An 11729-nucleotide genomic window follows, 5' to 3' on the forward strand; every position below is an offset into this window, starting at 1 on the left:
CCCTCGCTTAAATTTCAGCAGCCAGTTTGTTTACCAGCTCCGCGTGCGCGTTTTGATCGATTGTGGCACCCAGGATCTTCTCGGCGCCGCCAACGGCCAGAGCACCCAATTGGGCACGCAGCGCGTCTTTGACACTGTTCAGTTCCTGTTCGATCTCGGCCTGAGCCTGAACCTTCACGCGTTCAGCGTCGATACGGGCTTTTTCAACAGCCTCTTCGACGATCTGATTACCGCGTTTCTTGGCTTGCTCAATGATCTCGGCTGCCTGAGTTTTAGCTTCGCGCAGTTGTTGACCCGCTTTATCTTGGGCCAACTCCAGGTCGCGAGCTGCTCGGGCGGCAGCGTCCAGTCCATCCGCGATCTTCTTCTGACGTTCGTGCAAAGCCGCGATGACCGGAGGCCACACGAACTTCATGCAAAACAGTACAAAAATGAAGAACGCAACGGACTGGCCAATCAGGGTTGCATTAATGTTCACGCCAACACCTCGCTCGTTCGTTGCACATCACACCAATTACTCGAAGGTGAGTAATTAGCCAGCGAGTTGACCAACGAATGGGTTCGCGAAGGTGAAGAACAGAGCGATACCAACACCGATCATGGTTACGGCGTCGAGCAGACCGGCAACGATGAACATTTTGACTTGCAGCATTGGAACCATCTCTGGCTGACGCGCTGCGCCTTCCAGGAACTTGCCACCCAACAGGCCGAAACCAATTGCGGTACCCAGTGCGCCCAGGCCGATCAACAGTGCAACAGCGATAGCGGTTAGACCAACTACAGTTTCCATCTTTCCTCCCGACTTTTACGTCGTATGGTTTAGGTTTTTTAGATTTTAAAGCGGTAAAACAAATCGTTTCATAGCCCTGTTCGGGCCCCCACCCGTTTTACCGAGTGGGACATCAGACCAGCCGAGACTGGTCTTAATGGTTCTCTTCGTGCGCCATCGACAAGTAAACGATGGTCAACATCATGAAGATAAACGCCTGCAGGGTGATGATCAGGATGTGGAACACAGCCCACGCCCACTGCAGAACAATGCCCAGGCCGCTAAGCCAGAGCAGACCGCTGCCGAACATCACAGCAATCAGAATGAAGACCAGTTCGCCGGCGTACATGTTGCCGAACAGACGCAGTGCCAGAGAGATTGGCTTGGCGACCAGCGTCACGAACTCCAGCAGGAAGTTCACCGGAATCAGCAGGGCCTGAACGAAAATGTTCTTGCTGCCGAACGGGTGCAGGGTCAGTTCGCCGACGAAGCCGCCGATGCCCTTGACCTTGATGCTGTAGAAAATGATCAACGCGAACACCGACAGGGCCATGCCCAGGGTAGCGTTCGGGTCAGTGGTCGATACGGCACGGAACGGAATGTGCGCATCGCCAGTGATCAGGATGGCCAGCTGAGGAATCCAGTCGACCGGGATCAGGTCGACGGCGTTCATCAGGAAGACCCAGACGAAGATGGTCAGTGCCAGCGGTGCAATCACCGGGCTACGGCCATGGAAGCTGTCTTTCACGCTGCCATCGACGAATTCGACCAATACTTCAACGAAGTTCTGCAAAGCACCAGGCTGACCGGAAGTCGCCTTCTTCGCCGCCATGCGGAAAAGAAGAACGAAAATCAGACCCAACGCGACCGACCAGCCGAGAGTATCGACGTGGAAAGCCCAGAAGCCCATTTCCTTGGCCTCTGCTGCGGTGTGGGCAAAACCCCAGCCGCCGTTAGGTAGCTGCCCGAAGGTCAGGTTCTGCAAGTGGTGCTGGATATAGCCCGAAGCGGTTGTCTCTGCCATGGTTGCCTCAAACGCCCTAAGGTCTCGAAAGTCTTGTTCTCATCAGCAGGGGCGCGAACCAGCTGACCAGTTGGGTCAACACGAAGACGCCGAATACAGCCAGCGGCGCCAATGGCTTCACACCTGCGAACGTCAATGCAAAGAGCACTGCCGTCAAAATCAGTTTGCCCGCCTCACCGGCATAAAAAGACCGGACGATGGCTTGAGCTGCTCGGGCGCCGGAAAACCGAAATGCCCTGTGAGCGAAATAAACATTGGGCAGCAAGGCTATCAGGCCTCCGCAAAGTCCCGAGTACCCGGCTACGACCCCATGCCAGTACCAAAGCGCCAAAGCGGCCAGTACCAAAACGACAAATTGAGCCAGTAATACCGGAAAAACTGCCAGGCGATGGAACGGCAAGCGGTTTGGCGTGCGGCTCTCCATCGTTTTTGCTCCCCAATGATCGGCTGCCAGAATTCAATAAATTGGCATAATTTGTGCCGACAAAATGCGCGCAGAGTATAGGGGCGGTTCTGCCCCTATTCAACTGTCAGGTAGTGATTTCCGACTGCACGCTACATGAGGAAATGTTTCAGCGAATGTGTGCGAGCACACCTTGAAGCTCATCGAGGGAGTTGTAACCGATCACCAACTGCCCCTTCCCCTTCTTTCCGTGTCGGATCTGCACCGCAGAGCCCAGCCGCTCGGCCAGGCGCTGTTCGAGTCGAGCAATATCAGGGTCCTGTTTTGCCGGTTCCACCGGCTCCGGTTTGCCACTCAACCACTGGCGAACCAGTGCTTCAGTCTGGCGAACCGTCAGCCCCCGTGCGACAACGTGTCGCGCCCCTTCAACCTGTTGATTTTCCGGTAAACCGAGCAAAGCACGGGCATGACCCATTTCCAGGTCGCCGTGGGAAAGCATGGTCTTGATGACTTCCGGCAATGCGATCAAGCGTAGCAGGTTAGCCACGGTAACCCGGGATTTCCCCACTGCTTCGGCCACTTGTTGCTGCGTCAGCTGGAATTCCTGCTGCAAACGCTGCAAGGCCACCGCTTCTTCGATCGGATTGAGGTCTTCGCGCTGGATGTTCTCGATCAGCGCCATGGCGATCGCGGTTTCATCCGGCACATCGCGCACCATCGCCGGGATCGTTTCCTGCCCGGCCTGCTGGCTGGCCCGCCAGCGACGTTCGCCGGCGATGATTTCGAAGCGACCGCTGCCGATCGGACGCACCACGATCGGCTGCATCACGCCTTGGGCCTTGATCGACTGCGCCAGCTCTTCCAGCGCCTGAGGATCCATATCCCGCCGTGGCTGGTACTTGCCACGCTGGATCAGGTCCAGGGGCAGGTGCTGCAGCTCACGTTGATCCGCCTGCACCGCCTGTTCTTCCAGCGAGCTGACAGTCGGACCACTCAGCAGTGCATCCAGTCCACGTCCGAGACCTCGTTTCTTGACGGCCATGGGGATTCCTTAAGTTGCCTGAGCGGCGGCGGTGCGTGAGTTTTTGCGTTGACGGCGAACCATCTCGCCGGCCAATGCCAGATAGGCAATCGCGCCTCGCGAAGTCTTGTCGTACACCAGTGCCGGCATGCCATAACTAGGCGCTTCGGCCAGGCGGATGTTGCGCGGAATCACCGTGTCGTAGAGCTGCTCGCCAAAGTGCTCCTTGAGCTGCGCCGAAACATCGTTCATCAGGCTCAGGCGCGGATCGTACATGGTCCGCAACAGGCCTTCGACTTTCAGGTTCGGGTTGAGCAGCTCGGCGATGCGCTTGATGTTATCCACAAGGTCGCTCAAGCCTTCGAGTGCGAAGTACTCGCACTGCATGGGGATAATCACCCCGTCGGCAGCAACCAGTGCGTTAAGCGTGAGCATCGAGAGCGACGGCGGGCAGTCGATCAGAATGTAATCGTAGTTTTCGCGGATCGGCGCCAGCGCACTGCGCAGGCGACTCTCCTTCATCTGCATTTCCAGCAGAACCACTTCCGCGGCGGTCAAGTCGCGGTTGGCCGGCAAGAGCTGGTAACCACCGTGCTCGGAGTAGTGCATGGCCTGGGCCAGGTCACATTCGCCGATCAGCAGGTCGTAGACCGAGTTTTCCAGGCCGTGTTTATCCACACCGCTACCCATGGTGGCGTTGCCCTGTGGATCGAGATCGATCAACAGCACCCGGCGCTTGGTAGCGACCAGGGAAGCTGCGAGGTTGATACAGGTGGTGGTTTTACCCACACCACCCTTCTGGTTCGCTATCGCGAATACCTTAGCCATTCTTGCTTGTGTTCCCAATCATGCCGTGCGGCGCAGTATCAGCAGATGGCGTTGGCCTTGGCAACCAGGTACGGCCAGGGCGTGTTCGCTATCAAGGTGGAAGTCTGCCGGCAATGCTACCAGCTCATCGGCCGGATGAACGCCCTTCATTGCCAGCCAACGTGTATCGGCATCGCCAAGGTGGCGAGTCCAGTTGCTGAAGTTCTCCATGCTGCTGAACGCCCGGGAAATGATTCCGTTGAACGGTTGAGCAGGCTGGAAAGATTCGACGCGACTGTGGATAACTTGCAAGTTATCCAGTTTGAGCTCGAGTTTGACCTGGGTCAGGAAGCGGGTTTTCTTGCCGTTGCTGTCCAGGCAGGTCACTTGCGACTCGGGAAACAGGATGGCCAACGGAATTCCCGGCATGCCACCGCCGCTGCCAACGTCAAGCCAGCGACCGTTTTCGACAAATGACATCACGCTCAAACTGTCGAGCAAGTGACGGGACACCATTTCATCCGGATCACGTACAGCAGTCAGGTTGTAAGCCTTGTTCCATTTTATCAACAGGGCGAGGTAACCCAGCAGTTGAGCGTGCTGGGTTTCTGTCAGCGTGACCCCGAGCTGGCGAGCACCTGTGGATAAATCTTCTGCGTGTTGCGAGGTGACCAACGAACTCAAGCGCTTTGCTCCAACTGACGGCCCGCGCCGCGTTTTTTCAAATGAATCATCAACAGCGAAATCGCAGCCGGCGTGACGCCCGGGATGCGTGACGCCTGGCCCAAAGTCTCTGGACGGGTCGCACCGAGCTTGCTCTGGATCTCTTTGGAGAGACCGGAAATGTTTGTGTAATCGATATCCACAGGCAGTTTGGTGTCTTCGCTGGCCCGCAGACGTGCGATTTCATCCTGCTGGCGATCAATGTAACCGGCGTATTTGGTCTTGATTTCAACCTGCTCGGCGACTTGTGGATCTTCTGCGCCCCCGCCGGTCACGGCAATCAGACCAGCGTAGTCGATTTCCGGACGGCTCAGCAGGTTGAGCAGATTGTATTCATGGGTCAGCGGCGTGCCGAATTTCTCGGAAATCGCATCGCCCTGCTCGGTGCCCGGGCGAACCCAGGTACTTTTCAGGCGCTGCTCTTCCAGATCGATGCTCTCGCGTTTCTTGCAGAACGCCGCCCAGCGCGCGTCATCCACCAGACCGAGTTCGCGACCTTTTTCGGTCAAGCGCAGGTCGGCGTTGTCTTCGCGCAGAATCAGTCGGTACTCGGCGCGGGAGGTAAACATCCGATACGGTTCCTGAGTACCCAGGGTAATCAGGTCGTCAACCAGAACTCCGATGTACGCCTCGTCGCGGCGCGGACACCAGGCATCTTTGCCCTGAGCACGCAGTGCGGCGTTGGCCCCGGCCAGCAAACCCTGGGCGCCGGCTTCTTCGTAACCGGTGGTGCCGTTGATTTGTCCGGCGAAGAAAAGACCGGCGATGACCTTGGTTTCCAGGTTGTATTTCAGGTCACGCGGGTCGAAGTAGTCGTACTCGATGGCATAACCCGGGCGAACGATGTGAGCGTTTTCCATGCCACGGATCGATTGCACGATTTGCAATTGCACGTCGAACGGCAAGGATGTGGATATCCCGTTCGGGTACAACTCGTGGGTGGTCAGACCTTCCGGTTCGATGAAGACCTGATGGCTTTCCTTGTCGGCAAAGCGGTGGATCTTGTCTTCGATCGACGGGCAGTAACGCGGGCCGATGCCTTCGATCAACCCTGCATCGGAATACATCGGCGAACGGTCGAGGTTGGCAGCGATGATCTCGTGAGTACGTGCGTTGGTGTGGGTAATCCAGCAGCTCACCTGTTTCGGATGTTGCTCTTTGGAACCCATGAACGACATCACCGGGATCGGTGTATCGCCTGCTTGCTCGGTCATGACCGAGAAATCCACAGAACGACCGTCGATACGTGGTGGTGTACCGGTTTTCAAACGACCAACACGCAATGGCAATTCACGCAGACGGTGAGCCAGGGCAATGGATGGCGGATCACCGGCGCGACCGCCGGAGTAATTCTGCATTCCGATGTGGATAAGTCCACCGAGGAACGTACCCGTGGTCAACACCACGGAATCCGCGAGGAAACGCAGGCCCATTTGGGTGACAACACCGCGTACTTGTTCCTGCTCGACGATCAGATCGTCAGCAGCCTGTTGAAATATCCACAGGTTCGGCTGGTTTTCCAATGCTTCGCGGACAGCTGCCTTGTACAGAACCCGATCGGCTTGAGCGCGAGTCGCACGCACGGCCGGGCCTTTGCGGCTGTTCAATACGCGAAATTGAATACCACCTTTGTCGGTAGCCATGGCCATCGCGCCGCCCAGGGCATCGATTTCCTTGACCAGATGGCTTTTGCCAATCCCGCCAATGGCAGGGTTGCAGCTCATGGCACCGAGGGTTTCCACGTTATGCGTCAACAACAGGGTTTTTGCCCCCATGCGTGCTGACGCCAGTGCTGCCTCGGTACCGGCATGACCGCCGCCGATGACGATCACTTCAAAACGGGAAGGGAAATCCACCACGCACCTCGTGCCTGCTTCAGTCAGGTAATCAGAAATAGTTTGAGCACAGGTTTTTGGACCTGGTCGGCAAGTATAGGGACTTCGCCCTTCCTAAAGAACCCTTTGCACAAAATTTAACCAGCTGTGGAAAAGTCCGGATAATAGAAATTAAAAAGAAAGAAATTTATTAAATCTTTGTTTTTATGTTTATTTCTACTGAGGCACATTTCTGTGGATAGATTCATGTAGCCCTTTGTTTTCAATATGTACAGAGGATCAAAACCCTGTGATCATGTGCCAATGAGGCCCTTGGATAACCGGTTTAAGCCTGTGGATGAAAGGGGTGCTTATCCACAGGGGCGGTTATCTTCAGTTTTCAGGCCCTGTTATCAACTGCCCTTAGTGGCAGTTATTCACAGGGCTTAATCCACGGAAAAGTGAGGTTGGGCAAATTTTCGTGCACAGAGAATCCGCTCAAGCAGAAAGAATCCGCTCGGCACTGGAAGAAAATTTAAGAGAAAGGAAGAAACAGACCGACTCGAAAGCTAACCCTTAGGAGCGAGCAAGCTCGCGATGGAGCTGAGGGCAACGCGTTTAACCAGCAAACACGCGTTACCGTTTACGTCCATCTCGAGCAAGCTTGCTCCTACTTACCGATACAGAAGCTGGAAAAGATCCGACCAAGGAGGTCATCGGAGCTGAATGCACCGGTGATTTCACCCAGAGAGTGCTGCGCTTGACGCAAGTCCTCGGCCAGCAGTTCACCGGCACCCGCTAACGTCAGCTGCGCACGGCCGTGCTCAAGGGAAGCGCTGGCATGACGCAACGCCTCAAGGTGACGCCTGCGAGCGCTGAAGCTGCTTTCAGAGGTCTGCTCATAGCCCATACAGGCCTTGAGGTGGTCGCGCAGCAATTCCAGGCCGTCGCCTGCAGACCTGGCGCTGAGGCTGATGGTGACGTGGCCATCCTCGCTGACTTCCAGGGCAATGGCTTCGCCGGTGAGGTCCGCTTTGTTGCGGATCAAGGTGACTTTCGCCGGGTCCGGACGGGTTTCCAGGAATTCCGGCCACAACGCGAATGGATCAAGTGCCTCGGGTGCCGTGGCATCGACCACCAGCAATACACGATCTGCCTCGCCGATGGCTTTCAACGCCCGTTCGACGCCGATTTTTTCCACTTGATCATCGGTATCGCGCAAACCTGCGGTATCGACCACATGCAGCGGCATGCCATCGATGTGGATATGCTCGCGAAGAATATCCCGGGTGGTACCGGCAATCTCGGTAACGATCGCTGCTTCTCGACCGGCCAGTGCATTCAGCAGGCTGGACTTGCCTGCATTCGGCCGGCCGGCAATGACCACGGTCATCCCATCGCGCAGCAAGGCACCTTGGCCGGCTTCGCGAAGCACTGTGGATAATTCATCGCGCACTTTGTCCAGCATCGCCAGTACGTGACCATCCGCCAGGAAGTCGATTTCCTCCTCCGGAAAGTCGATGGCCGCTTCGACGTAGATGCGCAGGCCAATCAATTGCTCGGTGAGGTTATGCACACGCTCAGAAAATGCGCCCTGCAACGATCTCAGTGCATTTCGTGCCGCCTGGGCCGAACTCGCCTCGATCAAGTCGGCGATGGCCTCGGCCTGGGCCAGGTCGAGTTTGTCGTTAAGGAAGGCGCGTTCGCTGAATTCACCGGGGCGGGCCAGTCGGCAGCCCAATTCCAGGCAGCGCTTGAGCAGCATATCCAGAACAACCGGACCGCCATGACCCTGGAGTTCTAGCACATCTTCGCCGGTAAACGAATTCGGTCCCGGAAAATACAGGGCGATGCCCTGGTCCAGGACCTCATCGTTTGCACTGAGGAAGGGGCCGTAATGGGCAAATCGCGGCTTGAGCTCACGACCGCTGAAGGCCTTGGCCGCGACACTCGCCAGCGGCCCGGAAATACGGACGATGCCGACACCGCCGCGACCTTGAGCGGTGGCAACGGCAGCGATGGTTTCACGCGGAACGCTCATAAACCGGTATCCAGACAAAAGTGACAGATAGCAAAACGCCCCACTAGGGGGCGTTTTGAGTGGTTATCCACAGAGTAAGTTACGCCTCGGCTTTTTTCACAGCCGCTTCGATCTTACGCGTGATGTACCACTGTTGGGCGATCGACAACACGTTGTTCACTACCCAGTACAGAACCAGACCAGCCGGGAACCACAGGAAGAAGAACGTGAAGATGATTGGCATCAGCTTCATCACCTTGGCCTGCATCGGATCCGGAGGTGTCGGGTTCAATTGCTGCTGGATGAACATGGTGACGCCCATGATGATCGGCAGAATGAAGAACGGATCCTTGATCGACAAGTCCGTAATCCACAGCATGAACGGCGCCTGGCGCATTTCAACGCTTTCCAGCAGAACCCAGTACAGCGAAAGGAAAACCGGCATCTGCACGAGGATTGGCAAGCAACCACCCAGCGGATTGATCTTCTCCTTCTTGTACAGCTCCATCATGGCTTGCGACATTTTCTGCCGGTCGTCGCCGTGTTGCTCTTTCAGCGCAGCCAGTTTCGGTGCCACTGCACGCATGCGCGCCATGGATTTGTAGCTGGCAGCCGACAGCGGGAAGAAAATCCCCTTGATCAGCATGGTCAGGAAGATGATCGACCAGCCCCAGTTACCGACGATCGCGTGGATGTGTCCCAGCAACCAGAAGATGGGTTGGGCGATGAACCACAGAATGCCGTAGTCGACAGTCAGTTCCAGGCCTGGGGACAACTCTTTCAGCACGGCCTGGCTTTTCGGGCCTGCGTACAGAACGGCACTGGTTTCGGCTTTGGCCCCTGGCGCGACGCTCATTGCCGGGCCGGTATAACCGATGATGTAGTTGCCCTTGCTGTCTTTACGGGTCTGGACGACGTTGTTTTCGCCCTTGGCCGGAATCCAGGCGGTGACGAAGTAGTGTTGCAACCAGGCAACCCAACCACCACTGACCGTTTCCTTCAACTGCGCCTTGTCCATGTCCTTCATGGACACTTTCTTGTAAGGCTCGTTACTTGTCCACAGGGCAGCGCCCAGGTAAGTCGCGGTACCGGTGGCGGTGGTTGAGGAAGGATCGCCACTGGCGTCACGCTTCAGTTGCGCGAACATCGCACCGGACCAGGGCTGTGCGCTCTGGTTGTCGATCAGGTAGGAAACGGTTACGTCATACAGGCCACGTTTCAGGGTGAAACGCTTGATGTAGTTGACGCCGTCCTTGCTGAACTTCAGGTCCACGACCAGTTGGTCCTGGCCGTCAGCCAGTTGATAAGTCTTCTTCTCCGAGGAGTAGACCGGACGACCGGCCGGGTTTGCATCCGGGCCGTTGGTACCGATCAGACCGCTTTGCGCCAGGTAAGTCAGTTCACCGCCGTTATCGAACAGCTGGAACGGAATTTCCGGATGGTCCTGGCGACGTGGATACAACGGCAATTTCAGTTGGGCGACATCGCCACCTTGTGGATCGACTGCCAGGTCGAGCACATCCGTTTTGATCTGGATGAGGTCTTTGCTTGCAGCTACTGGCGTTTCAGCAGGTGCAGTTGCACTGGTATCGCTTGCGGCGCGGGGAATGTCGTCACTGACAGAAGCATTATTGCCAGTCGCCGTATCCGGTAGGCCCGGTGCGGTAGTACTGGAAGCAACATTCTGAGTCGGCAGGGCAGCCTGACCATAGTCCTGGTTCCATTTAAGAACCATAACGTAGGACACGATTGCCAGGGCGACGATCAGGATCGTGCGTTTGATATCCATGATTACTCGGCCATCGAAGAAGAACGGGAGGTAGGGATAGATGGAACCGGGTCATAACCACCGGGATTCCACGGATGACAGCGACCTAAACGACGAAAGGCCAGCCAGCCACCGCGCAGAAGGCCATGATTTTCTATGGCTTCATACGCGTAGCAGGAACAACTGGGGTAGAAACGACAGTGACTGGCCATCAGAGGACTAATGGCATAGCGATAAAACTGGATCGGAACGAGTGCCAGTTTACGCATCGGGACTGTCTACCCCTACAGTTTCGGTTTTGGCTGCTGGTACTGGCGTGCTGCGTGCCAGACGCTTCCAGAGCTTGCCGAAATGCTGAATCAATTCGGGGTTTTCTACGTCACCCAAACCTTTGCGCGCGACGATAACGATGTCCCAGCCGACCAGTGAATCCTGGTTCAGACGGAACGATTCGCGCATCAGACGTTTGAGGCGATTGCGCTCGACGGAGAGCTTTACGCTCTTTTTCCCGATAACCAGCCCGAGACGGGGGTGATCAAGATCGTTGTTGCGCGCAAGGAGCAGGAGATTTTTCCCCGGAACCTTGCCGGTAGGGGAGTCAAAGACTGCCTTGAAATGCCGGGGGGTAAGCAGACGCTTTTCCCGACTGAAGTCCTGACTCACCTCCAGTGCCGGATTATCAAACTGCCAGACGCGCACGACCTTTGGCGCGACGACGCGACAGGACGGCACGACCGTTCTTGGTAGCCATGCGAGCACGGAAACCGTGGGTACGAGCGCGTTTGATGGTGCTTGGTTGGAAAGTACGTTTCATTGTCGTGTTACCTGATTCGTCCACAACGGGCCGGAATGGCCCCCGTTTTAAGAGACCGGGGATTCTAGAGAAAGCAAGCCTCTAGGTCAATTTCCAACCAGCGTTTCCTTATAAATAGATCTCCAGACGTTTTGACTGCCTCGGTGCTCCACCAAATATAGAAATAAAGAAGGAAAGTATTTAAAGCTTTTCTGTAAAGCTTATAAAAGCTAGGGACCCCATCCTCTGTGGATAACTACCATGAGCCCTTGCAACACGTGATGTACAGAGAATGACAACTACGGTGGAAAACAGTGTTCAGCCTGTGCTGCGCTGTCGGATAACCTGTGTGTGAAAGCGTCACTTATCCACAGGCCAGTTATCCACCGAGTTTCGCCCCCACTTGTGCAACGACCTTACGGGCGGTTATCCACAGAGCTTATGCACAGACCATTGGTCGTCTTTTTTACGTATAAAACCTTGATTCTTATTGGGCAGTGAACAACCTTCATGTGGATAAGTCGGCGTCTGGTCGCTACAATGGCCGCTTGTTTTTGCCTCACCGGCTTTCAACTTAGGGGATATCC

General features: G+C 56.0%; 13 protein-coding genes. All 13 read right to left on the reverse strand.

Annotated features, from left to right (window positions below; genetic code table 11):
* Positions 1–7: 7 nt before the first annotated feature.
* On the reverse strand, positions 8–478 hold the full coding sequence (locus tag ACA041_RS31700; protein ID WP_497439324.1) for a F0F1 ATP synthase subunit B: 471 nt from the start codon (positions 476–478) through the stop codon (positions 8–10).
* Positions 479–532: 54 nt separating this feature from the next.
* The gene (atpE, locus tag ACA041_RS31705) at positions 533–790 is read right to left on the reverse strand and encodes a F0F1 ATP synthase subunit C (protein ID WP_002555987.1); all 258 of its coding nucleotides are present in this window, start codon (positions 788–790) and stop codon (positions 533–535) included.
* A gap of 133 nt (positions 791–923) precedes the next feature.
* Positions 924–1793, reverse strand: coding sequence for a F0F1 ATP synthase subunit A (atpB, locus tag ACA041_RS31710; RefSeq protein WP_497439325.1), 870 nt, complete (start codon positions 1791–1793; stop codon positions 924–926).
* 16 nt (positions 1794–1809) lie between these two features.
* Positions 1810–2217 (reverse strand): F0F1 ATP synthase subunit I, encoded by a 408-nt coding sequence (locus ACA041_RS31715; RefSeq protein ID WP_007948092.1) that lies wholly within the window; start codon positions 2215–2217, stop codon positions 1810–1812.
* 148 nt (positions 2218–2365) lie between these two features.
* A complete protein-coding gene (locus ACA041_RS31720) occupies positions 2366–3238 on the reverse strand; it encodes a ParB/RepB/Spo0J family partition protein (protein WP_465807246.1) in 873 nt (290 codons plus the stop codon).
* 9 nt (positions 3239–3247) lie between these two features.
* Entirely contained in the window at positions 3248–4045 is a 798-nt protein-coding gene (locus tag ACA041_RS31725) for a ParA family protein (RefSeq protein ID WP_128874600.1), read from the reverse strand.
* 18 nt (positions 4046–4063) lie between these two features.
* Positions 4064–4708, reverse strand: coding sequence for a 16S rRNA (guanine(527)-N(7))-methyltransferase RsmG (gene rsmG, locus ACA041_RS31730; RefSeq protein ID WP_497439326.1), 645 nt, complete (start codon positions 4706–4708; stop codon positions 4064–4066).
* The gene (gene mnmG / locus ACA041_RS31735; RefSeq protein WP_497439327.1) at positions 4705–6603 is read right to left on the reverse strand and encodes a tRNA uridine-5-carboxymethylaminomethyl(34) synthesis enzyme MnmG; all 1899 of its coding nucleotides are present in this window, start codon (positions 6601–6603) and stop codon (positions 4705–4707) included. Before mnmG ends, rsmG begins: the two co-directional genes overlap by 4 nt.
* Before the next feature lie 628 nt (positions 6604–7231).
* Entirely contained in the window at positions 7232–8602 is a 1371-nt protein-coding gene (gene mnmE / locus ACA041_RS31740; RefSeq protein ID WP_497439328.1) for a tRNA uridine-5-carboxymethylaminomethyl(34) synthesis GTPase MnmE, read from the reverse strand.
* Positions 8603–8681: 79 nt separating this feature from the next.
* Positions 8682–10370, reverse strand: a complete 1689-nt coding sequence (yidC, locus tag ACA041_RS31745) for a membrane protein insertase YidC (protein ID WP_497439329.1) — start codon at positions 10368–10370, stop codon at positions 8682–8684.
* A 2-nt stretch (positions 10371–10372) separates the two neighbouring features.
* The gene (gene yidD, locus ACA041_RS31750) at positions 10373–10618 is read right to left on the reverse strand and encodes a membrane protein insertion efficiency factor YidD (protein WP_074872215.1); all 246 of its coding nucleotides are present in this window, start codon (positions 10616–10618) and stop codon (positions 10373–10375) included.
* A complete protein-coding gene (gene rnpA, locus ACA041_RS31755; protein ID WP_497442207.1) occupies positions 10611–11012 on the reverse strand; it encodes a ribonuclease P protein component in 402 nt (133 codons plus the stop codon). The genes yidD and rnpA overlap by 8 nt, the downstream gene beginning before the upstream one ends.
* A gap of 16 nt (positions 11013–11028) precedes the next feature.
* Positions 11029–11163, reverse strand: coding sequence for a 50S ribosomal protein L34 (rpmH, locus tag ACA041_RS31760; protein ID WP_003213577.1), 135 nt, complete (start codon positions 11161–11163; stop codon positions 11029–11031).
* Positions 11164–11729 lie beyond the last annotated feature (566 nt).

The organism is Pseudomonas sp. LBUM1676, assembly GCF_059695605.1.

Coding starts and splice junctions, on each gene's coding strand:
- ACA041_RS31720 (WP_465807246.1), bottom strand. CDS start 3,238: ATGGCCGTCAAGAAACGAGGTCTCGGACGTGGACTGGATGCACTGCTG.
- atpE (WP_002555987.1), bottom strand. CDS start 790: ATGGAAACTGTAGTTGGTCTAACCGCTATCGCTGTTGCACTGTTGATC.
- atpB (WP_497439325.1), bottom strand. CDS start 1,793: ATGGCAGAGACAACCGCTTCGGGCTATATCCAGCACCACTTGCAGAAC.
- mnmE (WP_497439328.1), bottom strand. CDS start 8,602: ATGAGCGTTCCGCGTGAAACCATCGCTGCCGTTGCCACCGCTCAAGGT.
- ACA041_RS31715 (WP_007948092.1), bottom strand. CDS start 2,217: ATGGAGAGCCGCACGCCAAACCGCTTGCCGTTCCATCGCCTGGCAGTT.
- yidD (WP_074872215.1), bottom strand. CDS start 10,618: ATGCGTAAACTGGCACTCGTTCCGATCCAGTTTTATCGCTATGCCATT.
- rpmH (WP_003213577.1), bottom strand. CDS start 11,163: ATGAAACGTACTTTCCAACCAAGCACCATCAAACGCGCTCGTACCCAC.
- yidC (WP_497439329.1), bottom strand. CDS start 10,370: ATGGATATCAAACGCACGATCCTGATCGTCGCCCTGGCAATCGTGTCC.
- ACA041_RS31725 (WP_128874600.1), bottom strand. CDS start 4,045: ATGGCTAAGGTATTCGCGATAGCGAACCAGAAGGGTGGTGTGGGTAAA.